Below are 26318 nucleotides of genomic sequence, written 5' to 3'. Positions count from 1 at the left end.
GACAGTGGCGACGGGTGGGGAGCGCGACCGGCGCCGGCCGGGTCGTTCGGCCGGGTCGTTCGGGTGGTGGCCGCGACCCGGACCAGGTGCGGGGACGCCGGAGGGGGCGGCCGGCGGCCACCCCCTCCGAAGCACCCGTACGGGTCAGACCTTCGCCTTGCCCAGGATGCGGTTCACTGTTGTGCCGCACACCGGACACTTGCCCTTGGCCATGTTCATCCCGGTCTTCGAGACCTCGACGCGTCCCTCGAAGTCCCGCTTCTCCTTGCACTTGACGCAGTAACCGTTGTAGGTCTGGGCCTGGTCGGCCACGGTGCCCTCCTCGTCTCGTCCGCCGGCCGATGCCGTCCCGGCGGGTTGCCCGGCGGCGGGCCACGCGGGCGCCGGCGCTGGGTCGTTCTCCCGCAGCCACCGTCGTGACCGCTGGTGCGCGGACCCTACCCAGGTCTGGGCGGTTCCATGTCAGCTGTGCTTCGCCACTGTGAGCAAGTCGACGTCGAGAGTGTGCATGGCGAATTACGTCTGATAAGTCAGTTTGGCGGGGACACGCCGACCGAACCCGGTCGAATGCCCCGTGCGGGGCCCCGAGCTGCGCCCCGCCGGGTGATCGCCTACGGTTGTGGTGCGTCGGCGCCCGCCCGTCGTCGGTCGCCACGAAGGGTGACGACGGCGATTCTCAGCCACCCGTTCAAAGTTTTTTCGGGACTCTGCCGACCAATCATCATTTTCCGGGCGCGTGTCGTCGTGTTGACTCTTGCGGACCCCTGGTCAGTACGCATTAGCTTTCCTTCGTGGCAGGAATCCGAGGCTGCGCGGTCTGCTGATGGCAGGGGCGCGCAAGCCGGTCGTCGAGGTACGGCGCAGCCAGCGCCGGCGACGGACGGTGTCCGCGTACCGCGACGGTGAGCGTGTCGTCGTCCTCATTCCGGACCAGTTCTCCCGGGCCGAGGAGAGCGAGTGGGTCGACCGGATGCTCGCCCGGCTGGCCGCCCGGGAGGGGCGCCTCGCCCGGTCCGACGCCGAGCTGCTCGCCCGGGCCACCCGACTGATCAGGCTCTATCTGGCCGACCACGGCACGCAGGCGGTGCCGACGAGCGTCCGCTGGGTGACCAACCAGAACGGCCGCTGGGGGTCCTGCACCCCCGCCGACGGCACCATCCGCATCTCGCACCGTGTCCAGGACATGCCGGACTGGGTGATCGACTACGTGCTCCTGCACGAGCTCGCGCACCTCATCGTGCCCAGCCACAACGCCCGGTTCTGGGCGCTCGTCGCGCGCTACCCGAAGACCGAGCGGGCGCGCGGCTATCTGGAGGGCGTCGCCGCGGTCGCCGGCGCCCCGCTGGCCGACTGACACCCGCCGCCCGCGCCGTCGCCGGCCTGCCGGCGCCGGGCCGACCTGCTCTGCCGCGCGTCGGTACCCCGTCGGCCGGCTTCCGTGCCTCCGCATCCCGCGCCTTCGCTCGTCCCGGGGCGGCGGGCTAGGGTCGCGGGGTGGCCCGACGTGTGGTGGTGGCGTTGCTCGGACCGGTGACCTGGTCGCCGCCCGGCATCGACCGGGTGGACTGGCGGGCCGCGCTCGCCGAGGACGTGGTCGACCTGTTCGCCACGCTCAACGAGGTCGAGACGGCGGTCGCCGTCACGCCGGAGGATCGCTGGCTGGCCGACGCGGTGGTCTGGCCGGACACGGCCGTCCACGAGGTGCCCGAGCCGACCCCGAACGCCGTCTTCGCCGCCCTCGCCGGCACCGGGTACGACCAGGTGGCGGTGGTCGCCGGGGACGCCCCCGACGTGCCGGGCCTGACGATCGGCAAGCTGCTCCGCCCGCTCACCACCCGACCGGTGGCGGTCGCGCCGGTCGAGGGCGACGGACCGGGGCTGCTCGGCGTGGCCGTGCGGCTGCCCGTGCCGGCGTGGCTGCCGCCGCTGGACCTGGACACCGCGCGGCCCGCGGCCGTGCGCGCGGCGGCGCCGCGCCCCGGCGACCTTGCGGTCACCCCGGCGTGGCGTCGCCTGCGCGGACCGGCCGACCTGGCCTTCCTCGACCCGGCCGTGGAGGGCTGGGAGACCACCCGCGCCCTGCTCTCCGGCACCGGTCGGCCCTGCTGACGGCACCGCGAGGGGGGCGCTGACCGGGCGTGCCGCCCGACCCGGGCAGGTCGGGCGGCACCCGTCGGTGGCCACGGGTCAGGGGCGGGCGTCGCCGCCCTCGGTGTCGTCCGGGCGCTGCTCCGGCTCGCCCGGGGCCTTCTCCTCCGGGCCGCCCGGCGCGCTGAAGTCGAAGCTCTCCAGCTCGCTGAGGTCGAACTGGGCCATCGCGAAGGCCACCGGGTCGGCGAAGTCGGCGTCCGAGGGGAGCAGGTCGGGGTGGCCCCAGAGGGCGTCCCGGCCGGCGATGCCCCGGTGCTCGGTGAGCGCCGCCCAGAGCGCCGCCGCCTCGCGCAGCCGGCGTGGACGCAGTTCCAGGCCGACGAGGGCCGCGAAGGTCTGCTCGGCCGGGCCGCCGGCCGCCCGGCGCCGGCGGAACGCCTCGCCCAGGCTGACCACGCTGGGCAGCCGGCCGCCGGCCGCGCTGTCCACCACGTGGCAGACCCACCCCTCCACCAGGGCCAGGGCGGTCTCCAGCCGGGCCAGGGAGGCCTTCTGCGCCGGGCTGTCCTCCGGGGTGAAGATGCCCTCCAGCGCGATCGCCTGCATCGACTCCGGGTCGGTCGGGTCGACCCGGCCCATCGCCTCCTCGATCGCCTCCCGGTTGACCCGGATGCCCGCGGCGTACATCTCCACGGCGCTGAGCACGTGCCCGCGCAGCCACGGCACGTGCTGGAAGAGCCGCTGGTGGGCGGCCTCGCGCAGGGCCACGTAGAGGCGGACCTCGTCCTCCGGCAGCTCCAGGCCCTCGCCGTACGCCCGGATGTTGGCGGGGATCAACGCGGCCGTGCCGGCCGGGCCGAGCGGCAGCCCGATGTCGCCGGCGGAGAGCACCTCCGCGGCGAGCGAGCCGAGCGCCTGGCCGAGCTGGCCGCCGAAGAGCGCGCCGCCGAGGGTGGCGACCATGGACTGCATCGGGCCGAGCTGGGCGCGCGCCTCCGGCGGCACCAGGTCGCCCATCGCGCCGACCATCCGGCTGGCCACCGGGTCGCAGAGCTTGCGCCAGACGTCGAGGGTCTTGAAGATCCACTCGTTGCGGTTCCAGGCCACCGAGGTCTGGATGCCCGAGGGCAGGGCGGACGCCGGCTCCAGCCACAGGTCGGCGAGCCGCAGCGCCTCCTCCACCGCGTTGCGCTCGTAGGGCGAGACCGCCGGGTCACCGGCGGCGGCGAGCTGGCTGGCGGCCACCTGCCGGGCCAGGTCCCAGTTGACCGGCCCGCTGCCCGACGCGGAGAGCAGGTGCTGCAACTGCGACATGAACTGCTGCATCTGCGCGGGATCGTTGGGGTCTGGTGGTTGCCCACCCGGGAGCGCGAAACCGAACGGAATATCAGGCACGACGTCTACGGTACGCGCGCCGCGCCCCAGGTCGCCGCCGCTGGCGTTCCGCTGAGGGCGAAGTCGCGGTTCGCCCGCCGGGGCGTCCCACCCCGGTCGGTACGCTCTGCCGCATGAGACGTCGTGGCGTGACCGTCCTGCTCGGTGCTCTGCTCACCACCCTGCTCAGCATCGGCGTGCTCGGCGCGCCCATCCCGTACGTGGTGCTCGGCCCCGGGCCGACCGTGAACACGCTGGGCAAGGAGAATGGCAAGGAGGTCATCCAGGTCAGCGGCCGGGAGACCTCCACGTCCGCCGGGCAGCTCCGGTTGACCACGGTCGGGGTGCAGCCCACGGTCAAGCTGCGCTCGGCGATCCAGGGCTGGTTCTCCGACGACGAGGCGGTCGTGCCGCGCGAGCTGGTCTACCCGCCCGGGGAGAGCCGCGAGGAGGTCGACGAGCGCAACGCCGAGGACTTCAAGGTCTCGCAGACCAGCGCGGAGACCGCGGCGCTGAGCGAGCTGGGGTACCCGGTCCAGGTGGTGGTCAAGACCGTGGCCGCCGACGGACCGGCCGCCGGCGTGCTCAAGCCCGGCGACGTGGTGACCTCGGTGGACGGGCAGTCGGTGCCGGTGGCCGCCCGGCTCACCGAGCTGGTCCGGGCCAAGCCCGCCGGGACCGCGCTGGAGATCGGCTACACCCGGGGCGGCGCCGCCGCCACGGCGAAGGTGACCAGCCGGGAGCAGGACGGCCGGCCCCGCATCGGCATCGAGATCGAGCAGCAGCAGCCGCACCCGTTCACCCTCAACATCGACCTGGAGGACATCGGGGGGCCGAGCGCCGGCCTGATGTTCGCCCTCGGCATCGTGGACAAGCTGACCCCGGAGGACCTGACCGGCGGGAAGATCATCGCCGGCACCGGCACCATCGACGACGCCGGTCGGGTCGGTCCCATCGGCGGCATCGCGCAGAAGCTCGTGGGCGCGAAGGAGGCCGGCGCGGTGGCGTTCCTGGTGCCGGCGGACAACTGCGCCGAGGCCGTCCGCAACCCGCAGCCCGGGCTGCCGCTGCTGCGGGTCGGCTCGCTGGACGAGGCGCTGACCGCCCTGGAGACGCTGCGCGCCGGTGGCCAGCCGACCCGCTGCTGACCGCCGCACGCGGCCGGTTCCGCCGCTGACGTCGACCCCGTCGCCTCGGGGAGCGCGCGCCGATCAGGTGCGGAGACGGTCGCCGCGACGAGGGCCGTCGGCCGAGCGTGGGGCGGCTCCGCGTGGTCGCCACGTGACCTTGGACCGACGCGTTCAGGAACACCCCGTACTCTGGGTGCCTGGTCGGAGCCGATCACATCGAGCGTGCGGAGCCAACAGTGGTCATGCGTAGCAGCAGCCCCCTGCCGAGGATGAGCCGACGCGGACGCGTCACGATCGGTGTGCTGGTCGGGGTGTTCGTGCTCTTCACCCTGCTCGGCTGGGGTGTCCAGGCGTGGACGGACTGGCTGTGGTTCGACGAGGTCCGCTACACGCAGGTCTTCACCGGCGTGCTGGCGACCCGGTTGCTGCTCCTCCTCGCCGTCGGCCTCGGCATGGCCGTGATCGTCGGCGGGAACCTCTGGCTGGCCCACCGGCTGCGCCCCCGGATGCGGCCGCACTCGCCGGAGCAGGCCACCCTCGAGCGCTACCGGATGCTGCTGAGCCCCCGGCTCGGCCTGTGGATCGCGCTGGTCGCCGGCGTGGTCGGCCTCTTCGCGGGGCTGTCGGCGCAGAGCCGGTGGAACCAGTGGCTGCTCTTCCGCAACGGCGGGGACTTCGGCGTCGAGGACCCGGAGTTCGGGGTGGACGTCGGCTTCTACGTCTTCCAGCTGCCGTTCTGGCGCTACCTGCTCGGGGTCGGCTTCACCGCGGTGGTGCTGTCCGTGGTCGGCGCGCTGGCCGTGCACTACATCTTCGGCGGCGTCCGGCTCCAGGGCGTCGGCGACCGGATGACCAACGCCGCCCGGGCCCACCTGAGCACGCTGGTCGCGGTCTTCGTCCTACTCAAGGCCATCGCGTACGTGCTGGACCGGCGGGCGATGCTGCTGGAGTACAACGACGGCGCCAACGTCTACGGCGCCGGCTACGCCGACGTCAACGCGCTGCTGCCGGCCAAGGAGATCCTCGCGTACATCTCCATCGTGGTGGCCATCGCGATCATCGTCTTCTCCAACGCGTGGATGCGGAACCTGGTCTGGCCCGGCATCTCGCTCGCCCTGCTCGGCGTCTCCGCGGTCGCCATCGGCGGCATCTACCCCTGGGCGGTGCAGACCTTCGAGGTCAAGCCGAGCGCCAAGGAGAAGGAGGCGCCCTACATCGATCGCAGCATCAAGGCCACCCGGGCGGCGTTCGGGCTGGGGTCGGTGACCACCACGCCGTACGCGGCGAACAACCTGACCCCGCCGGCGAGCCTGGCCACGGACACCTCCGTGGTGCCGAACATCCGGCTGCTCGACCCGCAACTGGTCTCGGAGACCTACACCCAGCGCCAGCAGGTCCGGCAGTTCTACGACTTCGGCGAGAAGCTGGACGTCGACCGGTACGGGGTCAACGGCAAGGTACAGGACTACGTGGTCGGCCTCCGCGAGGTCAACTACCGGCAGCTGACCCCCCAGCAGAACACCTGGATCAACCGGCACACCGTCTACACCCACGGCTACGGGCTGGTGGCGGCGCCGGGCAGCCGGGTGGTCTGCGGCGGCCAGCCGTTCTTCGTCTCCGGCTTCCTCGGCGACCCACAGGAACAGCAGAAGCAGCAACAGGGCCAGGCGCAGACGAACGAGCAGTGCGCCGCGCAGACCGAGCAGATCTCGGCGAAGCAGCCCCGCGTCTACTACGGCGAGCGGATGGACGAGGGCGACTACGCGATCGTCGGCCAGACCGACCCGGAGCGGAAGGCGGAGTTCGACCGCCCCGTCGGCGAGGGTGGCGAGTCCTACACCTACACCGGTCAGGGCGGCGTCGAGATCGGTTCGTTCACCCGCCGGCTGCTCTACGCGATCAAGGAGCAGGAGTCGAACTTCCTGCTCTCCGACGCGGTCAACGACAACTCGAAGCTGCTCTACGTTCGCAACCCGCGCGACCGGGTGGAGAAGGTCGCCCCGTTCCTCACCCTCGACGGCGACCCGTACCCGGCGGTGGTGGACGGCCGGATCCAGTGGATCATCGACGGCTACACCACGGCGGCGACCTACCCGTACGCCGAGCGGATCAACCTCCAGGAGCAGACGGCCGACGAGCTGACGGGGCGGGGCACCTTCCAGCTCGCCCGCGAGAACGTCAACTACATCCGCAACTCCGTGAAGGCCACCGTCGACGCGTACGACGGCACGGTCCGGCTCTACGAGTTCGACGAGACCGACCCGGTGCTCAAGGCGTGGAACAAGGCGTTCGGCGGCGACCTGGTGGTGCCGAAGTCGGAGATCCCGGCCGAGCTGGCCGAGCACTTCCGCTACCCGTCCGACCTGTTCAAGGTGCAGCGCAACCTGCTGACCCGGTTCCACGTGACCGACCCCGGCGCCTTCTACTCGGAGACCGACTTCTGGCAGGTGCCGAACGTGCCGGACGCCCCCGACACCGGCCAGAAGCAGCCGCCCTACTACCTCTTCACGCAGTTCCCCGGCCAGGAGTCGCCACGCTTCCAGCTCACCTCGGCGGTCACCCCGAACGGCCGGGAGAACCTCGCCGCGCTGATCTCCGGGTCGTACGTGGACGGGCAGCCGAAGCTCGAGGTGCTCGACCTGCCCGACCAGACCCGGGTCTCCGGGCCGGTCCAGGTGCACCAGTCGATGACCCAGAACGGCAACATCCGGCAGCAGCTCAACCTGCTCCAGTCCGCGCAGGCGCAGGTGCAGTACGGGAACCTGCTCTCGCTGCCGTTCGGCGACGGCATGCTCTACGTCGAGCCGGTCTACGTGAAGACCGCCGCGCAGAACGCGCCGCCGCTGTTGCAGCGGGTGCTGATGTCCTACGGCGACGGCGGCTCCTACGTGGTGCTGGCCAACAACGTCGCCGACGGCATCAAGCAACTCGTCGAGCAGGGCAAGCAGGCCGCCACCCCGGGCGCGCCGCCACCGACCGGCGGCACCCCGCCGGGCGGCACGCCGCCCGCGCTGACCGGTGAGTTGGCCGAGGCGGCCAACCGGGTCCAGACCGCCATCGCGGAGGTCCGGGCCGCGCAGACGTCCGGCGACTTCGAGCGGTACGGGCGCGCGCTGAAGGCGCTGGACGAGGCGCTCACCGCCTTCCAGCAGGCCCAGCGGGCGGCGACCGCACCGGCGCCCGGCGCCACGCCCAGCGGCAGCCCGCCGGCGTCCCCGGCGGCCAGCGGCAGCGCCGCACCGACGCCGAGCGGCTGACCAGGCAATCCGCCGCAGCGCCCCCGGCCCGCGGACCGATCCGGTCCCCGGCGCCGGGGGCGCTGTCGCTTTCCCGACCGGCGGCCGGACCCCCGCAACCCGCCCCCTCCTGACGCCGTCTTCCCTGCAAGAGGCGGGAACGGCCGGGGGAGCGTGGTCGGGAGATGAGGGACGCAACAAGCTTCGACGAGTTCTACCGGAGCACCTCGCGGCGGATGCTCCGCTACGGCTACGCCGTGGCAGGCGACCACACCGAGGCGCAGGACCTCGTGCAGGAGGCGTACGCCCGGGCCTGGCGGCAGTGGGGCCGGCTGACCACCCACCCGGCGCCGGAGGCCTGGCTGCGGCTCGTGGTCGCGCGGCTGGCCACCGACCGGTGGCGCCGGCTGCACGGCTGGCGCGCGATGCTGAGCCGTACGGGTCCGCCGGAGCCGGTGCCGCCGCCGGGCGAGGAGGGCGTGCTGCTGGTGGGCGCGCTGCGCCAACTGCCGGCCGCCCAGCGGCAGGCGCTCGCCCTGCACTACCTCTTCGACATGTCGGTGCAGGACATCGCCCGGGAGACGCAGGTGCCCACCGGCACCGTGAAGTCCTGGTTGGCGCGGGGGCGGGCCCGGCTGGCCACGCTGCTGCCCGACCTGTCCGTCGAGGATCTGGAGGCGAACGATGTCGCGTGAACTGTCCGATCTCTACCGGTCGCTCGCCGAGGACGCCGACGGCCGCACCCTGGCCGCCCCCGAGCAGGTGCGGCGGCGCGCCGACCGGCGGGCCCGGGTCCGGCTCACCGGTGCCGCCCTCGCGACGGCACTGCTGGTCGGTGGGCTGGCGACCGGCACCCGGCTGGTGCTGGCCGGGGATGCCACCCCCCTCCCGCCGCCCGCCGGCACCCCGGCGCCGCCGGCGACCGCCCCGTCCCCGTCCTCGGCGGCGACGGGCACGCCGACCGGCGGGCCGTCGGTGACGGGCACGCCCCCGACGAGGGGCACGCCCGCGACGACGGCGGGGAGCACCGGCGCCGCGCCGCCGCGTACGCCCACCTCGGTTCCGGACCGGGCCTTCTTCGTCCAGGCGGCCGCGAACCGGACGGGCATCGACCCGGTCTTCCGCGACACCGCGGCGCTGCCGGGGCTCTGCGACGCCCGGTACGGCAGCGACGCCGGGATCGTGCAGCGCCGCACCCGGAACCTCGCCTACAAGCTGCCGCAGACCCCGCAGGGGTACGTCCCCGACGGCAGCTACGCGCACAGCGTCACCGTCTACCGTTCGGGCCGGGCCGACGACTTCCTCCGCGAGCTGCGGGCGGCGGTGCGAGCCTGCCCCGAGCAGCCGGGCGTGAGCGGCGGCAACCCGTCGACGTCCCGGGTGCGGCTGCTGGCCGACGGCGGATTCGGCGACGACTCGGTGCTGTTCGAGATCCGGACGCCGGGCCGGGACGTCGAGGGCGAGCCGACGGGCGGCGAGGAGGTCCGGCTGATCCGGGCGATCCGGGTGGGGGACGTGGTGACCGTGCTCTGGGAGCAGGGCTGGGAGGGCACCTCCGCCGAGCGGTCCCAGGTCGACGCCGACAGCCGGCGGGCGGTCGACGCGATCGAGGAGTGGCTGGGTTGAGCCGTACGGCGGTCCGGGCTGCGGCGCGCGGCCCGGACCGCCCCGCTCGGGGGTCGTTTTGCGGCGGCCGGGGGTGGTGAGATACGGTATACGAGCCGACGCGGGGTGGAGCAGCTCGGTAGCTCGCTGGGCTCATAACCCAGAGGTCGCAGGTTCAAATCCTGTCCCCGCTACCACATCGGAACGGCCCCGAGGAAATCCTCGGGGCCGTTCCGCGTTCTCGGGCGGGCAGCGGGCTCCGGCCGTGCCTCCGGCGGCGGACGCGACCCGGAATTCCCGCCAGTCCCGGCCCCGGGCCAGGCGTCCCCGGCTGCCTCGGCGGTGCGGCCCGGGAGGGAATCCGGGTGGGATCGGGGGCCCGCTGATCATCGGGGCGGGGGATGCGATAGAGTAAACGAGCCGACGCGGGGTGGAGCAGCTCGGTAGCTCGCTGGGCTCATAACCCAGAGGTCGCAGGTTCAAATCCTGTCCCCGCTACTCTCGCGAAAGACCCCGGAGAAGATCTCCGGGGTCTTTCGGCATCTCCGGGGTCTTTCGGGTGCCTCCGGCCCGACCGCGCCGGTCCGGATTTTGCGGGCGGGTCCCCGCCGACCAGCGTGCCAGGGTTGCGGTCGTCGGCGAGGATGTCAGCATGTCTTCCTTCGGTAAGTGGTGGGGCCGGCTCAGCACGGTCCTCGGTGCCGTCGTGCTGTCGGTGTTCGTGCCCGTCGCGGCCTGGGCGTCCACCGGCACGGGTGAGCTGGTGGTGGAGGCCGCGCGGCGCCGCCGCAGTGGCGGCTTCGGCTTCCTCAGCCTGCTCTGCTGCCTCGTCGTGGTCGCCGTGATCGTCTTCCTGGTCCTGCGGATGATGCGCAACCGGCGCGGCGGCCCGCCGCGCTGAGCCGGACGGGTCGGCGCCTGCCGGTCGGCCGCTATCCGGCCAGGGCGGCTTCCGCCCTGGCCATGAAGCGCGACGTCGCCGCCCGGCTGCCGGCCGCCCCGCTGCGGATGCTCTCGGCGGCCTCCAGCAGCAGCGCGCGCACCCGGGGATGGCCCTGCGGTGGCGGGCTGGGCGCCGGCCCCAACCGGGCGTCCAGTGCGGTGCCGAACGCCGCCGCGCGCTTCTGCGCCGGGTCGGTGATGCTGCCCTCCACGTAGCGGCGGACGGCGAGGCTGGGGCTGAGCCCGCGTTCGTGACCGAGCACCGCGCCCGCCTCGCCGTTGCCGGTCAGGAAGTTGATCACGTCCGCCACCACGGCGGGACGCCGTGTGCCGCGGAAGCCCGCCCAGAACATCGACGCCCGCGCCCACTGTGCCTCCGGCGGGCCGGGCAGGGCGGCCAGGCCGAGCTCGGCGCCGGTGAGCCGCTGGAGCTCCGGAAGCTGGTGCGACCAGGCGAAGGAGGCGGCCGCGGCGCCGGTGACCACCAGCTGCCGGGCCGGTTCGCCGCTGTCGGCCTGCTCGACCAGGGCGGCGCTCGGGGTGGCCCGGTCGGACCGGGCGCGCCGCCACAGCTCGAACCACTCGACCAGCGCGTCGGCGTCGAAGCCGAGCTGCCGGCCCCGGTAGAGCTCACCGCCCTGGCCGCGCAGCCAGTGCCAGAACGCGCGGTAGTCGCCGGAGGCGTCCATCGTGCCGGCCACCCGGCCCTCGCTGGCCCGGGTGACCCGTCGCGCCCAGGCGACGTACTCCGGCCAGGTCATCCCGCCGTCCGGCTCGGGCACGCCCAGCCGGCGCAGCAGCGTGCGGTTGTGGACCAGCGCGGCGGCCGTCTGCCCCGCCGCGACGCCCACCGTCCGCCCGTCGACCTGCCCGTAACGGACCAGGCCCGGCGGCAGGCTCCGCAGGTCCAGCCGGTGGTCGGCGACGTACCCGGTGAGGTCCAGGACGATCTCGCGGCGGGCGTACTCGGCGAGCATGCTGTCGTCGACCTGGATCAGGTCGGGCACGTTGCCGCCCGCGGCCTGAGTGGCCAGCCGGTCGTAGTAGCCGTCGACGCCCTGCCAGGTGATCCGGAAGCCGACGTGGGGGTTGCGGTCCGTGTAGAGCCGCAGCACCTGCTCGGTGAGCGCCGCCCGCTTCGCCCCGCCGTACCAGAAGACCGACAGCTCGACCGGGCCGCTCTCCGCCGGGGCCGCCTGCTCCTCGCTGCACCCGGTGAGCCCACCGGTGGCGAGCACCGGCGCCCCCAGCAGCGCGGCGAGCACCCGCCGTCGGCCCGGGTCCGCCCCGTGACGGGGCAGCGGGGAGCGGGCAGCGGGCACGGAGTCTCCTGGTGGACCGGGTGGGCGGGGCGGCCGGATCATTCACGCAGGCGGCGCGGGAGGGTGTCAACGTCCGTCCGGCCACACCGCCGCACCCGCGGTCGCCGGCATCGATGCCGTCCGCCACCGCCGGAGGCCGTACGCAGGTCGCGTGGTGTACTAGGCCGCGTGGAACTTCTGCACTCGGGCAAGGTACGGGACGTCTACGCCGACGGCGACGACCTGATCCTGGTCGCCTCCGACCGCATCTCGATCTACGACGTGGTGCTGCCGACGCCGATCCCCGACAAGGGCAAGCTGCTCACCGCGCTGTCCCTGTGGTGGTTCGAGCAGCTCTCCGACCTGGTGCCGAACCACGTCATCTCCGCCACCGACGTGCCGGCCGAGTTCGCCGGCCGGGCGATCCGCTGCCGGCGGCTGGAGATGGTGCCCGTGGAGTGCGTCGCCCGGGGCTACCTGACCGGCGGTGGCCTCAAGGAGTACGAGCGCACCGGGGCCGTCTCCGGCGTGGAGCTGCCGCGCGGCCTGGTCGAGGCGTCCATCCTGCCCGAGCCGATCTTCACCCCGTCGACCAAGGCGCCGGTGGGGGAGCACGACGAGCCGATCACCTTCGCCGAGGTGGTGAACAAGGTCGGCGCCGAGACCGCCGAGCGGCTGCGCCAGATCACCATCGACCTCTACCGCCGGGGTGCCGAGCTGGCCGCCGACCGGGGCATCCTGGTCGCCGACACCAAGATCGAGCTGGGCTGGGCGCCGGACGGCACCCTGACGATCGGCGACGAGCTGCTCACCTCCGACTCGTCCCGGTTCTGGCCGGCCGAGTCGTACCAGCCGGGCCGGGCGCAGTTCTCCTACGACAAGCAGTACGTCCGGGACTGGGCGGTGGAGAGCGGCTGGGACAAGCAGGCCCCGGCGCCCGAGGTGCCGGCCGAGGTGGTCGAGGCGACCCGGGCCCGCTACGTCGACGTCTACGAGAAGCTCACCGGCAACAGCTGGGGCTGATTTCCCGACCGGTGCAGCACCTCGGCCACCCCACGGACTTTCCTGGGGCGGAGGTGCCATGCAGCCGACGTTCGAGGAGTTCGTGACCGCCCGCGGGGGAGCCCTGCTGCGGTTCGCGCTGATGCTCACCGGGGACCGGCACCAGGCCGAGGACCTGGTGCAGTCGGTGCTGGCCAAGGCGTACGTGCGGTGGGCGCGGGTGGCCGGGATGAGCCGGCCCGAGGCGTACCTCAAGCAGGTCCTGGTCAACGAGAACCTGCGCTGGTGGCGGCGGCTCTCCTCGCGTGAGTTGCCGGTGGCCGCCCCCGGTGACGGGGCGGCCGGCCCGGACGCCGCCGGCAGCCACGCGGCGCGCGACGCCGCCTGGGCGCTGCTGCGCCGGCTGCCGCGCCGCCAGCGGGCGGTGCTGGTGCTGCGCTACTACGAGGACCTCTCCGACACCCAGATCGCCGAGGTCCTCGGCTGCGCCCCGGCCACCGTGCGGTCGCAGGCTGCCCGGGCCCTCGCCACGCTCCGGGCCACGGTGCCCACGATCGATCGGGAGGCGCTGCCATGAGCCGGTACGACGTCGAGACGCTGGTCCGGGACACCTTCCTCAGCCACGAGGCCGAGGCCGACGAGGGCGGGGGAGACCTGGCCGGGGCGGTGCGGGCGCGGGTGGCCCGGCGGCGTCGCCGGGCCCGGGCGGCCGGGGCCGGGGCGGCTGCCGTGGCGGTGCTCGTCACCGCGGGGGTGGTTCCGGCGCTCACCGGCGAGCGCCCGGCCCGGCCCTCGGCGGTCGACACGGCGGCGGAGGACCGGGCGGCGACCGCCGACTGGCGCTGGGAGAGCTCCCTCGGCGCGGAGATCCGGGTGCCGGCGCACTGGGCCGTCAACGACTCCGGCTGCGGGATGACCGACGCGCCGAGCGTGGTGCGGGGCAAAACCGTGGAGCGCGCTTGTTGGAGTCCCGAGCCGGCCGACAAGGAGATCGCCGTCCTCGACCAGTGGCCGATGGAACCGAGTCAGCCCGGCGGTGCCGGGTTCGTCCAGCGGGCGGTCGACGTGGGCGGGGTGCTCGCCGTCCGTGCCGAGGGGCGGCTGCCCGACGGGCGGTTCGCCGGCACCGTGACCGTGTCCGGGCGGCAGGTCGCGGTGACCGTGCGGACCCGGGACGAGGCCACCACCCGGCGGATCCTCGACAGCTTCCGGCTGGTGGAGACCGACCACGCCGGCTGCCCGACCCGGCTCGTGCCGGTCGCTCCCGCGCCGCTGCCCGGGCAGAGGTCGCCGGGCCCGCCGACGGCGCAGACCACCGAGGATCAGAAGCAGATGCCCTTCGTGCCGGGCGATCCGTCCTCGATCTCTGTCTGCTCCTACGGATCGTTGGACTCGTACAGGGAGCGGCGCGACCGGATCGAGGCGTCGGCCCGGCTCTCCGGCGCCGAGGCGACAGCGCTCGCCGCCGCGCTGAACGCCGCCCGCCCCGGGGGAAACCCCGCGCCTCCCGGTCTGGCCTGTGCCCCGCCAGACCCGCTCGGTTACGAGGCCCTGCTCCTGGTGCGGCACCAGGGCGAAGAGGTGCGGGTACGGGTCAACTGGAACGGCTGCACGCGGGGACTGGACAACGGGGCGAGCCGGGCCCAACTGACCATGTCGCTGCTCAGGAACATCATGGGACCGATGAAGACTGGTTACTCCCTCTCCCACGACCTGCCCGACTGATCCCGACCGACGCCCGCGCCCGTCGCGGTGTCGTCAGTCGACCCAGTCCAGGGTGCGCTCGACGGCCTTGCGCCAGTTGCGCAGCTCGCGCTCGCGGTGCGCCGCATCCATGGTCGACTCCCACTGCGCGTCGGAGCGCCACTGGGCGCGCAGCGTCGCCAGGTCCGGCCAGAAGCCGACCGCCAGGCCGGCCGCGTACGCGGCGCCGAGGCAGGTGGTCTCGGTGATCCGGGAGCGGACCACCGGCACGTCGAGCACGTCGGCGAGGAACTGCATCAGCAGCCCGTTGGCGGTCATGCCGCCGTCGACCCGGAGCCGGCGCAGCGCCACGTCGGAGTCGGCGTTCATCGCGTCGACCACCTCGCGGGTCTGCCACGCCGACGCCTCCAGCACGGCCCGGGCCAGGTGCCCCTTGGTGATGTAGCCGGTCAGCCCGGCGATCACGCCCCGCGCGTCGCTGCGCCAGTGCGGGGCGAACAGGCCGGAGAAGGCCGGTACGACGTAGCAGCCGCCGTTGTCGTCGACGGTGCCCGCCAACTCCTCCACCTCACCGGCAGTGGAGATCAGCCCGAGGTTGTCCCGCAGCCACTGCACCAGCGAGCCGGTGACCGCGATCGCCCCCTCCAGCGCGTACGCGGCGGGCTGGCCGTCGATGCGGTAGGCGACCGTGGTGAGCAGACCGTGGGCGGAGGGGACCGGGCTGGCACCGGTGTTGAGCAGCAGGAAGCTGCCGGTGCCGTAGGTGCACTTCGCCTCGCCCGGCTGGAAGCAGGTCTGCCCGAACAGGGCGGCCTGCTGGTCGCCGAGCGCGCTGGCCACCGGCACCCCGGCCAGCACCCCGGTCGCCTCCCCGTAGACCTCGGCGGAGCTGCGGATCTCCGGCAGCATCGCGGCCGGCACGCCCATCGAGTCGAGCAGCTCCGGGTCCCAGTCGAGGGTGGTCAGGTCCATCAGCATGGTGCGGCTGGCGTTGGTCACGTCGGTCACGTGCCGGCCGGTCAGCTTCCAGATGAGCCAGCTGTCCATCGTGCCGAAGAGCACCTCGCCGGCCTCGGCGCGCTCGCGCAGCCCGTCGACGTGCGCCAGCAACCAGCGCAGCTTCGGCCCCGCGAAGTAGGTGGCCAGCGGCAGGCCGGTGCGGGAGCGGAACCACTCCTCGCCGTACGCCTGCGCCAGCTCGCGCAGCAGCGGCCCGGTGCGGGTGTCCTGCCAGACGATCGCGTTGGCCACCGGCCGCCCGGTGGCCCGGTCCCAGACGAGGGTGGTCTCCCGCTGGTTGGTGATGCCCACGGCGGCGAGCCCGGCGGCGTCGGTCCCGGCGGCCCGCAGCGCCTCCCGGACCACCAGCTCCACGTTGTCCCAGATCTCCTCGGCGTCGTGCTCCACCCAGCCGGGCCGGGGGAAGATCTGCCGGTGCTCCCGCTGCGCCGCGGAGACGATCTCCCCGGCCTGGTCGAAGACGATGCACCGCGAGGAGGTGGTGCCCTGGTCGATGGCGGCGACGTACTGGGGGGTCACGGCAGCACCGTACCCGGACCGGCCGCGCTCCGCCGACCGGCGCGGCCCCGATCGGGGCCCGGCCCGGGTGCCGTCCGTACGATGTGCGGACGTGCGCGACATCGCCGTTTTCAGTGGTACCGCCCATCCCGACCTCGCCGCCGAGATCTGTGCCCACCTCGGTGTGCCCCTGCACCCGGTGCGGGTGTCCCGGTTCGCCAACGACTGCCTGGAAGTGCAGTTGCAGGCCAACTGCCGGGAGCGCGACGTCTTCCTGATCCAGCCCCTGGTCCCGCCCGTGCAGGAGAACCTGGTCGAGCTGCTGCTCATGATCGACGCGGCCCGGGGCGCCTCCGCCGGCCGGATCACCGTGGTGCTGCCGCACTACGCGTACGCCCGGTCGGACAAGAAGGACGCGCCGCGCATCTCCATCGGCGGGCGGCTCGTGGCCGACCTGCTCACCTCGGCGGGGGCGGACCGGGTGCTGGCGATGACCCTGCACTCGCCCCAGGTGCACGGCTTCTTCAGCGTGCCGGTCGACCACCTGCACGCGCTGCGCGAGCTGGCCGCCCACTTCACCCGCTACGACCTGAGTAACACGGTGGTGGTCTCGCCGGACCTGGGCAACGCCAAGGAGGCCGCGGCGTTCGCCCGCCGGCTCGGCACGCCGGTGGCGGCCGGGGCGAAGCAGCGGTTCAGCGACGACCGGGTCAAGATCAGCGCGGTGATCGGCGACGTGGCCGACCGGGACGTGATCGTGCTGGACGACGAGATCGCCAAGGGCAGCACGGTGATCGAGCTGATGGAGCACCTGCGCGAGCGGAAGGTCCGCTCGATCCGGCTGGCCTGCACGCACGGCCTCTTCTCCAGCGGCGCGCTCCAGCGGCTCAGCGAGCAGGAGGGCGTGCTGGAGATCGTCTGCACCAACACCGTGCCGATCCCGGCCGACAAGCGGGTGCCGAAGCTGGCGGTCCTCTCGGTGGCTCCGGCGCTCGCCGAGGCGATGCGCCGCATCCACAACGGCGAGTCCGTCAGCGCCCTCTTCTCCTGACCCCGCCCTCCCCACTCCCGCGATCTTGCACTTGTCGCCCCGGTGAATCGGGCAAGGCGCGCATTTCGAGGGCCGAAAGTGCAAGATCGCCGGGCCGGGGCCGGGGGAGGGAGGGCAGGGGTCAGTCGCGGCGGTGGCGGCCGATGTGTTCGGGGGCGCCGACGGCGGCGCTGATCCGTACGGTCGTGCCGGCGGCACCGGTCTCGACCTCCATGCTGTCGCTCAACTCCCGGGCCAACCAGAGGCCCCACCCGCCGGCGGTGTCCGGTGCGGGGCGGGCCCGGTCGCCGAGCCGCTGCGTGCTGATCCCCCCGCCGTGGTCGGAGACCTCGCAGACGAGCAGGCCCGACTGCCGCCACAGTCGCAGCCAGCCCCGGCCCCCGCCGTGCCGGACCGCGTTCGTGATCAGCTCGTTGACCGCCAGCACGAAGTCGTCCAGGCGCTGGCCGGCCAGCCCGGCGTGGTGCGCGCAGGACGTGACCGAGTGTCGCAACTCGGTCACCTGGGCCTGGTCGAAGGCTTCGGCGATCAGGAGGGAAGGTTCGATGGGCACAACCGTACGCGGTACCGGGGATTCTGCACTCGTCATGGCCCCGTCCCGACAGCGGATCACAGAACTTGTTGCGGAATTCCCACCGTACGCCAGCGCTTCCCGGCGTGCATCCGCCAGCCCGTCGGTCGCCGGGCGGGCTGTGGCATCGTGACGACCGTGCCGACGCCGCCCGGTGGTTTCGAGGTCCCGCTCTGGCGGGCCGTCGCCGTGTTCCGGGTGGCCTCCCTGGCGTACGTCTGCGTGCTGGCGCTCCGGGACTTCGACCGGTACGCCCACCCCCTGGCGGCCGGCGGCGTGGTCCTGCTGATGGCGGCCTGGACCGGGGTGACCGCCGTCGGCTACGCCCGCCCGGCCCGGCGGGGCTGGCCGCTGCTCGCCGCGGACCTCGCGGTCGTCCTCGGCATCCTGCTGGTCAGCCCGTGGGTGGTCGGGCGTGCGGCGCTCGCCGCCGGGGTGCCGACCCTGGCGGTGGCCTGGCTGGCCGGCCCGGTGCTCGCCTGGGCCGTCTCCGGCGGGCGGCGCCGGGGCACGGTGGCCGCCCTGGCGATCGGCGCGGCGGACCTCGTCACCCGCGAACGGTTCGGCCAGTCCTCGCTCACCGGGGTGATCCTGCTGCTGCTCGCCGGGGCCGTCGTCGGGCACGTCGCCCGGCTGGCGGTGACCGCCGAGGAGCGGCTGCACCGGGCGGTGGAGCTGGAGGCGGCGACCCGGGAGCGGGAGCGGCTGGCCCGGGACATCCACGACGGCGTCCTCCAGGTGCTCGCTTTGGTGCAGCGGCGCGGCGCCCACCTGGACGGCGAGGCCGGCGAGCTGGCCCGGCTCGCGGGGGAGCAGGAGGCCGCGCTGCGCGCCCTGATCGCCGGCACCGCGCCGGCCGGCGCCGACACCGACGGCGGGCCGGTGGACCTGCGGGCGCTGGTCGGCCGGTACGCCTCGGCGGCGGTCTCGCTCTCCGCGCCGGCCACCCCGGTGCCGCTGCCCGGGCCGGTGGCCCACGAGCTGGTGGCCGCGACCGCCGCCGTGCTGGACAACGTCGCCCGGCACGCGGACGGGCGGGCCTGGGTGCTGATCGAGGACGAGGGGGCGACGGTGACGGTCTCCGTCCGCGACGAGGGGCCGGGGTTCCCGGACGGCCGCCTGGCCGAGGCCGCCGCCGAGGGGCGGCTCGGCGTCGCGCGGTCCATCCGGGGCCGCCTCGCCGACCTCGGCGGCACGGTGCGGATCACCTCCGCGCCGGGTGCCGGTACCGAGGTGGAACTGACCGTCCCGAGGGGGAGCGACGGTGCGCGCGAGGAGTGAGCCGGGTCTGCGAGCCCCGCGGGTCGCGAACGAAGATGGGCTCATGACGGGTGTGCGCGTGATGGTGGTCGACGATCACCCGATGTGGCGGGAAGGGGTGGCCCGGGACCTCACCGAGGCCGGCCACGTCGTCGTCGCCACCAGCGGCGAGGGCCGGCAGGCCGTCCGGGTGGCCGCCGCCGCCCGGCCCGACGTGGTGGTCCTCGACCTGCAACTGCCGGACGTCTCCGGGGTGGAGGTGATCCGTGGGCTGCGCGCCGCGCTGCCGGAGGTGCGGGTGCTGATGCTGTCGGCCAGCGGCGAGCAGCAGAGCGTGCTGGACGCGGTGAAGGCGGGCGCCACCGGCTACCTGGTGAAGTCGGCCGCCCCGGCCGAGTTCCTGGACGCCGTGCGCCGGACGGCGGCGGGGGAGCCGGTCTTCACGCCCGGCCTGGCCGGCCTGGTCCTCGGCGAGTACCGCCGGCTGGCCGCCGCCCCGGTCGGGGCCGCCCCGACGGCGGGCCGGGACCCGGCGCCCCGGCTCACCGACCGGGAGACCGAGGTGCTGCGCCTGGTGGCCAAGGGAATGTCCTACAAGCAGATCGCCGACCGGCTCGGGCTGTCGCACCGTACGGTGCAGAACCACGTGCAGAACACGCTGGGCAAGCTCCAGCTGCACAACCGGGTCGAGCTGACCCGGTACGCGATCGAGCGGGGCCTGGACGACTGAAGGGCTGCCGGACCACGCCGACAGCCCTCCGGCCGCCTCAGACCGAGTGCGGCGGGCGCGTCTCGTGGATGGCCAACTCCTCGGCGCTCGCCCCGCCGCCGGCCGACCCGGCGTCGTACGCGACCGAGTCGGTCTCCTGGTCGGTGTGCGCCCCCTCGTCCGGTTCGACGAGCCGGCCGACCTGGGCGTCGGCGGTGGTGCCGAGCTTGCCGTGGTCGTAGAGGGAGACCGGCGAGTCCGGGTCGGAGGTGGGCCCCGGCTCGATCACGTCCGCGTCGAGCTGGGCCTGCGCCGCGGCCTCCTCGCTGTCGGCCTCGGCGGCGATGTCCGGGTCGACGGGGCCGGCCAGCGGGTCGTCGGCCGGGCGTTCGCGCTGCTCCCGGTCGAGCTTGTAGTCCAGCGACTCGCCGTCGAGCTGCTCCTCGGCGGTGGTCCCGTACCGGTCCACCGCCACCGGCGTCCGGTCGGCGGGTAGCTGTGCCGGCTCCGGTCCGTCCGCCTCGCGCCCGGTCAGGACGTCGTCGTTGGCGGTCGAGTCGTCGTCGGCGGTGTCGGGCAGGCCCTCCGCCTCCGGGTCGGACACGGGGGTCGGGTACTGGTCGTCGCGCATGGCTGACCACTACCCACTGCCCTCCCGGCGTAACCGGTGCCGGGCGTGGCCATCCGGGCGGAAGCGTCGCCTTCCGGGACGGACGGGGAGGATCGGGGCGGCGGTCAGCCGCCGAGGCCGGCCTCGTCCGCGGCGTGCAGGACGCACCAGACGACCTTGCCGTCCGGCACCCGGCTGCTGCCCCAGCGGCGGGCGACGGTGTCGATCAGCAGCAGGCCGCGCCCGCCGACGGTGTCCACCGGCGCCGGCCCGGCGAAGGTCGGCTGCCGCGACGAGTGGTCGCGCACGGCGAGGTGCAGGGTGTCGTCCCGGGGCGCCAGCCGCACCGTCATCGCGGTGTGCGCGTGGGCAACCACGTTGCCGACCAGCTCGGTGACCGCGATGCACCCCGGCTCGGCCAGCTCGTCCAGCCCCCAGCGGCGGCAGCCCTCGGTGACGAGGTGCCGGGCCTCCCGGGCGGCCTCCACGGCGGGTGGGAAGTCGGCGCTGACCACCGCGGCCATCGGCGCGGCGGCCAGCCCGGCCGTCGCCCCCTCCAGGGTCGGCCAGGCCGGCGCGCCGTCGACGGTGCCGGTCGGGTCGCAGAGGAGCAGGTCGGCGGCGGGCCAGTCGAGGACCTCCCGGCGCACCTCCGCGAAGACGCCCCGGGCGGCCGGATCGGGCATCTCCAGGCCGGTCAGGTCGGCCACCACCGGGCCGGGCCGGGCGCAGAGCCGGGCGAGCAGCCCGGCGCGCACCGTGTCGACCGCAAGCCGGTCGAGGACGCCGGTCAGCCGGACCACCCCGGACGACTCGTCCGTCTCCACCCGGCAGCGCACGTCGGTCGGCATGATCGTCCCATTGTGCCCTCCCGGGCCGGGCCCCGCACCGCTCCGCTCGGCCCGGCGCATCAGCGGTCCGTCCGCGCTCGGCGGGCCATCGCCGCCACCGTCCCGACGGCCGTTCCCGCCGCCGCCAGCCCGAGGGCGGCGGTCATCCGCACCAGGTGCCGGCGCCGGCCGTGCCAGCCGCCGTCGCGCCGCGCCGCCGCGTCGGCCTGGAAGACGTTGCCGGTGCTGTCGAGCCGCGGGGCCGGTCCGAACTGGGTGCGGTGGGCGTACCAGCCGAGGGCCCGTTCGGCCAGCGCCGGGGCGACCCGCCACTGCAGGCCGATCAGCCGGGCGGCCCCACCGGCGTACGCCTCGCGCCGCGGCCGGCGCAGCATCCGGACGATCGTCTCCGCCACCACCTCCGGCGGGTAGACCGGGGGCGGCGGCACCAGTTCCCGCCCGCTGTGGTTGGCGGCGTGCCGGAAGAACGGGGTGTCGATGGTGGCCGGCAGCACCGTGCAGATCGAGATGTTGCCCCGCCCCGTGACCCGCAGTTCCTGGCGGACCGTGTCGGCCAGGCCGCGGATGCCGTGCTTCGTGGCGTTGTACGCCGACTGGTAGGGCATCGCCACCTCGGCCAGCACCGAGGCGTTGTTGACCAGCACCCCGCCCCCCGCCGCGCCGAGGTGGGGCAGGGCGGCCCGGGTGCCGTACGCGGCGCCGAGCAGGTTCACCTCCAGCACCCGGCGGAACTCCTCCACCGGGATCTCGTCGAAGAGCCCGACCGCACTGACCGCGGCGTTGTTGACCCATCCGTCGATGCGGCCGAACTCGGCCACCGCGCGGGCGGCGAGCCGCTCGACGGCCGCCGGGTCGGTCACGTCGGTCGGCACGACCAGCGCCCGCCCGCCCAGCTCCCGGCACCGCTGCGCGACCTGCCCCAGGGCCGGCTCGCTGCGGGCGGCCAGCACGACGGCCGTGCCGCGGCGGGCGAGGGCGTACGCCGTGGCCGTCCCGATCCCGCTGGAGGCGCCGGTGAGCACCACGGTGGCGTCGGCGAGGCTGCGGGTGAGAGGCATTCCTGAGCGGTACCCCGGCTGGCAGGGGTCATGCGGCCGAATGTGGGTCGGATGACGGTCGGTGGGTGATGTGTGACCCGCCCGCGATGCTTGCCGCCACGCAAGCACCCGCCGGCCTCTTCCCGATCTGCCAGGTTTCGGCTCCCGAGGGTCTGGTTAATGGGACCCTCTGACCGAGGACCACCGCTCGAGAAGATCGCATGGAGGTGACCCATGCGCGTCGGCCTCGTCTGCGCGCACGCCGGCCCGCCCAGGCGTGCCGACGCTCCGACCGTCGGCACCCACCAGCACATCGCGAGGGTCGCCGCCGAGCTGGCCGCGCGAGGCCACGACGTCCGGGTGTACGAACGGCGCGACGACCCGGGCCTGCCGGACACGGCGACGGTCGACGGCTACCGGGTGGAGCGGGTGCCCGTCGGCCCGGCCGCCCCGATTCCCACCGCCGAGCTGGTCCCCCACGTGGCCGAGTTCGGCACCTGGCTGGCGGACCGGTGGGCCGGCGACTGGCAGCCGGAAGTGGTGCACGGGCACTACTGGATCGGTGGGCTGGCCGCGGCGCACGCGGTGCGCGAGACCGACACCCCGGTGGTGCAGACCTTCCACTCCCTCGGTGTCGAGCAACTGCGCCACCTCGGCGGCCAGTACGACGGCCCGGGGGAGCGGATCCCGCTGGAGCGGGCGCTGACCCGGGCGGTGGACATCGCGGTCGCCCAGTGCAACGACGAGGTCGACGAGCTGACCCGGATGGGGCTGCAACGCGCCTCCGTGGCGATGGTGCCGGCCGGCGTCGACACCGAGCAGTTCCACCCCGACGGCGAGGCCGCGCCCCGCGACCAGCGGGCCCGGATCCTCTCCGTCGGACTGTCGGCCGGGCACGGCCAGGAGGACCTGATCCGGGCCATGCGGCTCGTCGGCGACGCCGAGCTGGTGATCGCCGGCGGCCCGCCCGCCGAGCAGCTCGCCGGCCACGCCGAGGCCCGCCGCCTGCGCGAGCTGGCCGAGCGGAACGGGGTGGCCGACCAGGTGTCGCTGGTGGGCGCGGTGCCGCACGAGCAGATGGCCACCTGGTACCGCTCGGCCGACGTGGTCGCCTGCACCCCGCACTACTCGTCCGCCGGGCGGGTGTCGCTGGAGGCGATGGCCTGCGGCGTGCCGGTGGTCGGCTACGCCATGGGCGGGATCGCCGACGCGGTGGTCGACGAGGTCACCGGGCGGCTGGTGCCGCCGGGCGACGTGCGCGTCCTCGGCGTGACCCTGCGCCGGCTGCTCTCCGACAACGCCGGACGGTTCGCGTACGGGCACGCCGCCGTCGACCGGGTGCGGTGCAGTTACACCTGGGAGCGGACGGCGGGCGCGCTGGAGCGGCTCTACGAGCGGGTGGTGCGCCGCCGCAAGCCGGTCGAGGCGGCCTGAGGGAGCGCCCGCCGGCCCCGTGCCTCAGAGCGGGCGGCCGACGCCGACCACGGCCCGGTCCCGTGCCCCGGCCACCGCGTGGTGGTGCTGGGGTTCGGCGTACCGGGTGAGGCCGATGACCGCGGCGAGGGTGACCAGGAACCCGGCCGCGGCGAGCCACTCCCGGCCGGGCCAGATCTTGTCGTTGAGCAGCAGCAGGCCGACGATCGCGGCGGGCACCGCCCCGGCGGCGTCCATCGCGGCCACGGCGGCCGTGGTCGAGCCCCGCTGCATGGCCAGGCCGAGCAGGAGCTGGCCGACGATCGAGTGCGCGATCAGCAGGTAGAGCAGCGGGTCCCGGACGAGCGCCTCCGCCGTGGAGGCCGAGGCCAGCGGTCGGGCGGCCACCGCGGCGGCGGAGAACGCCAGCCCGGCCAGCGAGCCGAGCGCCACCGAGCCCGGCGCCCCGTGCAGGCGTACGGCGAAGAAGCCGAGCACCGCGATCACGCCGAGCACCACCGCCAGGGCGATCATGCCGGCGGTGCCGAGTGGCTTGGACGGCGCGGGCCGGGCGGAGAGCACCAGCGCGGAGATCCCGGCGAAGAGCAGCACCAGCAGGGCCACCTCGGCCGCCGGCAACCGCCACTTCAGCACCAGCACGCCGAGCAGGGCGGTGACCCCGAGCCCGGCCGCGACGCTGGCCTGCACCAGGAAGAGCGGCAGGTCCCGCCGGGCCAGGAAGGCCAGCACGAACCCGGCGACCTGGCAGACCAGCCCGACCAGGTAGGTGCGGTGCCCGGCCAGCCGCAGCAGCAGCCCCGGGTCGAAGGTGTGGTGCACGGTGGTGCGGGCGGCGGCGACCGACTGGAGCAGGTTGGCGACGCCGTACGCGACGATCATCGCCGCGAGGAAGCACCACCCGGAGGAGACCACCTGGCGAGGATAGAGGTTGCCGGAGGTCAGTGCTCGGCTGGCCGACCCAGCCGGGCGAGGATGTCGGCGTGCAGCGGGCCGTTGCTGGCCACCGCGCTGCTCTCGGTGCCGGCGTCGCCCGAGGGCGCGGGCCGGCCGGCCAGGTCGGTGAACGTCCCGCCCGCCTCGGTGACGATCGGCACCAGCGCGGCGACGTCCCACAGCGACAGCTCCGGCTCCACCATCACGTCCAGCGCGCCCTCGGCGAGCAGCATGTAGCCGTAGAAGTCGCCGTACGCCCGGCTGCGCCAGGTGTCCCGCATGAGCTGGAGCATCGCGTCCAGCCGGCCGGCGGACTCCCATCCTGTCAGGGACGAGTAGCAGAAGCTCGCGTCGGCCAGGTCCCGGACGCCGGAGACCCGGATGGGTGCGCCGCCGGCGGCGTCCGGCCCCGCGTACGCGCCCTCGCCGAGCGCGGCCCACCAGCGGCGGCCGAGGGCCGGCGCGGAGACCAGGCCGGCGACCGGGCGGTCCCCCTCCAGCAGCGCGATCAGGGTGGCCCAGACGGGCACGCCGCGGATGAAGTTCTTCGTGCCGTCGATCGGGTCGACCACCCAGCGCCGGCCGTCCGGGCCGCTGGCCGGCTCTTCGCCGTACTCCTCGCCGAGCAGGCCGTCGGCCGGCCGGTGCGCGGCCAGCAGCGCCCGGATCTCCCGCTCCACGGCGGTGTCCGCGTCGGAGACGGGGGTCAGGTCGGGCTTCGCGTCGACCCGCAGGTCGAGCGCCCGGAACCGGGCCGTGGAGACGGCGTCGGCGGCGTCGGCGAGCAGGTGGGCGAGGGCGAGGTCGTCGGCGTACCCGGTCACGTGCCCCAACCTACCGACGGCCCGGGCCTCACGCCCCGGCGGGCGGGTCGCCCTCGCCCGCCCGGGAGGCGAGCAGCCGGCGGTACGAGGCCAGCCGGCGCGGGTCCGCCTTGCCGGCCGCCACCCAGGCGTCGAGCCCGCAGTCGGGAGCCTCCGGGGTGTGCGGGCAGTTGGCGGGGCAGTCGACCGTGCCCTCCACCAGGTCGGGGAAGCCGTGCAGCAGGCTGTCGGCGGAGACGTGTGCCAGCCCGAAGCTGCGCACCCCCGGAGTGTCGATGATCCAGCCGGCGGCGCCTCCGGGTCGCGGCGCGGCGGCGTCCCCGCCGTGCGCTGAATCCCCGGGCAGCGGGGGCAGCCGCAGCGCCACCGCGCTCGTGGAGGTGTGCCGGCCCCGGCCGATCGCGCTGACCGTGCCGACCGCCCGCGCGGCGTCCGGCACCAGCCGGTTGACCAGCGTCGACTTGCCCACCCCGGAGTGCCCCACCATGACGGAGATCCGGCCGGCGAGCAGGCTGCGCAGGGCGTCGAGGTCGGAGTCCGGCCGGATCAGCACGTACGGCAGCTCCAGTTCGGCGTAGTAGCCGAGCACCCCCTCGGGGCCGGCCAGGTCGGCCTTGGTCAGGCAGAGCAGCGGCTCGATGTCGGCGTCGTACGCGGCCACCAGGCAGCGGTCGATGAACCCGGTGCGCGGCGGCGGGTCGGCCAGCGCGCTGACGATCACCAACTGGTCGGCGTTGGCGACGACCACCCGCTCCAGCCGCCCCTCGGCGGTGGTCTCGTCGTCGTCGGCGGTGCGCCGCAGCACCGACGTCCGCTCGGCGATCCGGACGATCCGGGCCAGCGCCCCGGCCACGCCGGAGGTGTCCCCGACCAGGCCGACCCGGTCGCCGACCACCACCGACTTGCGGCCCAGCTCCCGGGCCCGCATGGCGGTGACCGTGGGCGCGTCCGGCTCCGCGTCGGGCAGCACGCACGTGTAGCGGCCCCGGTCGACGGCGATCACGAAGCCGTCGACGGCGTCCGCGTGCCGGGGTCTGGTGCGCGTACGTGGGCGCGACGACTTCCCGGGTCGTACCCGGACGTCGTCCTCGTCGTACTCCCGCCGTCTGGTCGCCAGGACCCGCCCCCCGTCGTG

At 74.5% G+C, this 26318-nt stretch carries 24 protein-coding genes, 2 tRNA genes and 1 pseudogene; 16 read left to right on the top strand and 11 right to left on the bottom strand.

The features are described from left to right. Positions 1-144: 144 nt before the first annotated feature. Positions 145-312 (bottom strand): DUF5679 domain-containing protein, encoded by a 168-nt coding sequence (locus tag ACZ6Q9_RS05220; RefSeq protein ID WP_012014940.1) that lies wholly within the window; start codon positions 310-312, stop codon positions 145-147. Positions 313-823: 511 nt separating this feature from the next. Here ACZ6Q9_RS05220 and ACZ6Q9_RS05215 point away from each other — a divergent pair. Both ACZ6Q9_RS05215 and ACZ6Q9_RS05210 read left to right on the top strand, forming a co-directional pair. Then, entirely contained in the window at positions 824-1354 is a 531-nt protein-coding gene (locus ACZ6Q9_RS05215) for a M48 metallopeptidase family protein (protein ID WP_393261286.1), read from the top strand. A 140-nt stretch (positions 1355-1494) separates the two neighbouring features. Continuing rightward, positions 1495-2109 carry a hypothetical protein gene (locus tag ACZ6Q9_RS05210; protein ID WP_396827868.1) on the top strand — a complete coding sequence of 205 codons (615 nt, stop codon included), beginning with the start codon at positions 1495-1497 and terminating at the stop codon, positions 2107-2109. Between the two features lie 78 nt (positions 2110-2187). Here ACZ6Q9_RS05210 and ACZ6Q9_RS05205 read toward each other — a convergent pair whose 3' ends face one another. After that, positions 2188-3486 (bottom strand): zinc-dependent metalloprotease, encoded by a 1299-nt coding sequence (locus ACZ6Q9_RS05205; RefSeq protein ID WP_350703824.1) that lies wholly within the window; start codon positions 3484-3486, stop codon positions 2188-2190. Positions 3487-3599: 113 nt separating this feature from the next. On the opposite strand from ACZ6Q9_RS05205, the gene ACZ6Q9_RS05200 reads away from it, so the two are divergent. The 7 genes from ACZ6Q9_RS05200 (at position 3600) to ACZ6Q9_RS05170 (ending at position 10337) form a co-directional block, all read left to right on the top strand. Next, a complete protein-coding gene (locus ACZ6Q9_RS05200) occupies positions 3600-4613 on the top strand; it encodes a PDZ domain-containing protein (RefSeq protein WP_396827867.1) in 1014 nt (337 codons plus the stop codon). Between the two features lie 224 nt (positions 4614-4837). After that, on the top strand, positions 4838-7852 hold the full coding sequence (locus tag ACZ6Q9_RS05195; protein ID WP_396828023.1) for a UPF0182 family membrane protein: 3015 nt from the start codon (positions 4838-4840) through the stop codon (positions 7850-7852). Between the two features lie 164 nt (positions 7853-8016). After that, entirely contained in the window at positions 8017-8526 is a 510-nt protein-coding gene (locus tag ACZ6Q9_RS05190) for a SigE family RNA polymerase sigma factor (RefSeq protein ID WP_393261276.1), read from the top strand. After that, entirely contained in the window at positions 8516-9457 is a 942-nt protein-coding gene (locus ACZ6Q9_RS05185) for a hypothetical protein (protein WP_396827864.1), read from the top strand. The genes ACZ6Q9_RS05190 and ACZ6Q9_RS05185 overlap by 11 nt, the downstream gene beginning before the upstream one ends. Positions 9458-9556: 99 nt before the next feature. Next, a tRNA-Met gene (locus ACZ6Q9_RS05180) sits at positions 9557-9633 on the top strand. A gap of 227 nt (positions 9634-9860) precedes the next feature. Continuing rightward, positions 9861-9934 (top strand) — tRNA-Met (locus ACZ6Q9_RS05175). Between the two features lie 154 nt (positions 9935-10088). After that, a complete protein-coding gene (locus tag ACZ6Q9_RS05170; RefSeq protein ID WP_393261272.1) occupies positions 10089-10337 on the top strand; it encodes a hypothetical protein in 249 nt (82 codons plus the stop codon). Between the two features lie 31 nt (positions 10338-10368). Here the strand turns inward: ACZ6Q9_RS05170 and ACZ6Q9_RS05165 are convergent, their stop codons facing one another. Beyond that, positions 10369-11700, bottom strand: a complete 1332-nt coding sequence (locus ACZ6Q9_RS05165) for an ABC transporter substrate-binding protein (protein WP_393261269.1) — start codon at positions 11698-11700, stop codon at positions 10369-10371. Between the two features lie 168 nt (positions 11701-11868). Here ACZ6Q9_RS05165 and ACZ6Q9_RS05160 point away from each other — a divergent pair, with 168 nt between their 5' ends. From ACZ6Q9_RS05160 to ACZ6Q9_RS05150, 3 genes are read left to right on the top strand one after another with little or no spacing between them, the layout of a single operon-like run. After that, a complete protein-coding gene (locus ACZ6Q9_RS05160; RefSeq protein ID WP_396827862.1) occupies positions 11869-12702 on the top strand; it encodes a phosphoribosylaminoimidazolesuccinocarboxamide synthase in 834 nt (277 codons plus the stop codon). Between the two features lie 58 nt (positions 12703-12760). Further along, on the top strand, positions 12761-13258 hold the full coding sequence (locus ACZ6Q9_RS05155; RefSeq protein WP_396827861.1) for a SigE family RNA polymerase sigma factor: 498 nt from the start codon (positions 12761-12763) through the stop codon (positions 13256-13258). Next, a complete protein-coding gene (locus tag ACZ6Q9_RS05150) occupies positions 13255-14406 on the top strand; it encodes a hypothetical protein (RefSeq protein ID WP_396827859.1) in 1152 nt (383 codons plus the stop codon). The genes ACZ6Q9_RS05155 and ACZ6Q9_RS05150 overlap by 4 nt, the downstream gene beginning before the upstream one ends. A gap of 33 nt (positions 14407-14439) precedes the next feature. Here ACZ6Q9_RS05150 and glpK read toward each other — a convergent pair whose 3' ends face one another. After that, positions 14440-15924, bottom strand: coding sequence for a glycerol kinase GlpK (gene glpK, locus ACZ6Q9_RS05145; RefSeq protein WP_396827858.1), 1485 nt, complete (start codon positions 15922-15924; stop codon positions 14440-14442). Between the two features lie 91 nt (positions 15925-16015). Between glpK and ACZ6Q9_RS05140 the strand changes: the two genes are divergently transcribed. Continuing rightward, positions 16016-16954 (top strand): ribose-phosphate diphosphokinase, encoded by a 939-nt coding sequence (locus ACZ6Q9_RS05140; protein ID WP_393296022.1) that lies wholly within the window; start codon positions 16016-16018, stop codon positions 16952-16954. A 121-nt stretch (positions 16955-17075) separates the two neighbouring features. Here the strand turns inward: ACZ6Q9_RS05140 and ACZ6Q9_RS05135 are convergent, their stop codons facing one another. Beyond that, positions 17076-17543: an ATP-binding protein gene (locus ACZ6Q9_RS05135; protein ID WP_393261257.1), complete on the bottom strand. Its 468-nt coding sequence runs from the start codon at positions 17541-17543 to the stop codon at positions 17076-17078. 120 nt (positions 17544-17663) lie between these two features. On the opposite strand from ACZ6Q9_RS05135, the gene macS reads away from it, so the two are divergent. Next, positions 17664-18806: a MacS family sensor histidine kinase gene (gene macS, locus ACZ6Q9_RS05130; RefSeq protein ID WP_466021391.1), complete on the top strand. Its 1143-nt coding sequence runs from the start codon at positions 17664-17666 to the stop codon at positions 18804-18806. 43 nt (positions 18807-18849) lie between these two features. Then, on the top strand, positions 18850-19515 hold the full coding sequence (locus tag ACZ6Q9_RS05125) for a response regulator (protein WP_393261252.1): 666 nt from the start codon (positions 18850-18852) through the stop codon (positions 19513-19515). A 37-nt stretch (positions 19516-19552) separates the two neighbouring features. Here the strand turns inward: ACZ6Q9_RS05125 and ACZ6Q9_RS05120 are convergent, their stop codons facing one another. The 3 genes from ACZ6Q9_RS05120 to ACZ6Q9_RS05110 form a co-directional block, all read right to left on the bottom strand. Further along, positions 19553-20125: a DUF5709 domain-containing protein gene (locus ACZ6Q9_RS05120; protein ID WP_393261250.1), complete on the bottom strand. Its 573-nt coding sequence runs from the start codon at positions 20123-20125 to the stop codon at positions 19553-19555. A gap of 104 nt (positions 20126-20229) precedes the next feature. Further along, complete coding sequence (locus ACZ6Q9_RS05115) at positions 20230-20955, bottom strand: ATP-binding protein (protein ID WP_393450808.1); 726 nt, start codon at positions 20953-20955, stop codon at positions 20230-20232. A 59-nt stretch (positions 20956-21014) separates the two neighbouring features. Then, on the bottom strand, positions 21015-22013 hold the full coding sequence (locus ACZ6Q9_RS05110; protein WP_393450811.1) for an SDR family oxidoreductase: 999 nt from the start codon (positions 22011-22013) through the stop codon (positions 21015-21017). Positions 22014-22226: 213 nt separating this feature from the next. Between ACZ6Q9_RS05110 and ACZ6Q9_RS05105 the strand changes: the two genes are divergently transcribed. Continuing rightward, a complete protein-coding gene (locus ACZ6Q9_RS05105; protein WP_393450814.1) occupies positions 22227-23426 on the top strand; it encodes a glycosyltransferase in 1200 nt (399 codons plus the stop codon). Here the strand turns inward: ACZ6Q9_RS05105 and ACZ6Q9_RS05100 are convergent. The 3 genes and pseudogenes from ACZ6Q9_RS05100 to rsgA form a co-directional block, all read right to left on the bottom strand. After that, positions 23381-24305 (bottom strand): annotated as a pseudogene (locus ACZ6Q9_RS05100) (hypothetical protein). The gene ACZ6Q9_RS05105 and the pseudogene ACZ6Q9_RS05100 overlap by 46 nt on opposite strands. 59 nt (positions 24306-24364) lie before the next feature. Continuing rightward, positions 24365-25183 (bottom strand): histidinol-phosphatase, encoded by an 819-nt coding sequence (hisN, locus tag ACZ6Q9_RS05095; protein WP_393261241.1) that lies wholly within the window; start codon positions 25181-25183, stop codon positions 24365-24367. 28 nt (positions 25184-25211) lie between these two features. Next, positions 25212-26153, bottom strand: coding sequence for a ribosome small subunit-dependent GTPase A (gene rsgA, locus ACZ6Q9_RS05090; protein ID WP_393451444.1), 942 nt, complete (start codon positions 26151-26153; stop codon positions 25212-25214). Positions 26154-26318: the final 165 nt, after the last annotated feature.

It is taken from the genome of Micromonospora sp. NPDC049139, assembly GCF_055586845.1.
The sequence above is the reverse complement of the archived record's forward strand: the minus strand, read 5'-3'. Positions and strand labels throughout refer to the sequence as shown.

Bases quoted from the DNA above. Each gene is read 5' to 3' on its own strand.
- ACZ6Q9_RS05215 (WP_393261286.1), top strand. From the start codon at position 824: ATGGCAGGGGCGCGCAAGCCGGTCGTCGAGGTACGGCGCAGCCAGCGC.
- ACZ6Q9_RS05200 (WP_396827867.1), top strand. From the start codon at position 3,600: ATGAGACGTCGTGGCGTGACCGTCCTGCTCGGTGCTCTGCTCACCACC.
- ACZ6Q9_RS05195 (WP_396828023.1), top strand. From the start codon at position 4,838: ATGCGTAGCAGCAGCCCCCTGCCGAGGATGAGCCGACGCGGACGCGTC.
- ACZ6Q9_RS05190 (WP_393261276.1), top strand. From the start codon at position 8,017: ATGAGGGACGCAACAAGCTTCGACGAGTTCTACCGGAGCACCTCGCGG.
- ACZ6Q9_RS05185 (WP_396827864.1), top strand. From the start codon at position 8,516: ATGTCGCGTGAACTGTCCGATCTCTACCGGTCGCTCGCCGAGGACGCC.
- ACZ6Q9_RS05170 (WP_393261272.1), top strand. From the start codon at position 10,089: ATGTCTTCCTTCGGTAAGTGGTGGGGCCGGCTCAGCACGGTCCTCGGT.
- ACZ6Q9_RS05155 (WP_396827861.1), top strand. From the start codon at position 12,761: ATGCAGCCGACGTTCGAGGAGTTCGTGACCGCCCGCGGGGGAGCCCTG.
- ACZ6Q9_RS05150 (WP_396827859.1), top strand. From the start codon at position 13,255: ATGAGCCGGTACGACGTCGAGACGCTGGTCCGGGACACCTTCCTCAGC.
- ACZ6Q9_RS05135 (WP_393261257.1), bottom strand. From the start codon at position 17,543: ATGACGAGTGCAGAATCCCCGGTACCGCGTACGGTTGTGCCCATCGAA.
- ACZ6Q9_RS05125 (WP_393261252.1), top strand. From the start codon at position 18,850: ATGACGGGTGTGCGCGTGATGGTGGTCGACGATCACCCGATGTGGCGG.
- ACZ6Q9_RS05120 (WP_393261250.1), bottom strand. From the start codon at position 20,125: ATGCGCGACGACCAGTACCCGACCCCCGTGTCCGACCCGGAGGCGGAG.
- ACZ6Q9_RS05115 (WP_393450808.1), bottom strand. From the start codon at position 20,955: ATGCCGACCGACGTGCGCTGCCGGGTGGAGACGGACGAGTCGTCCGGG.
- ACZ6Q9_RS05110 (WP_393450811.1), bottom strand. From the start codon at position 22,013: ATGCCTCTCACCCGCAGCCTCGCCGACGCCACCGTGGTGCTCACCGGC.
- ACZ6Q9_RS05105 (WP_393450814.1), top strand. From the start codon at position 22,227: ATGCGCGTCGGCCTCGTCTGCGCGCACGCCGGCCCGCCCAGGCGTGCC.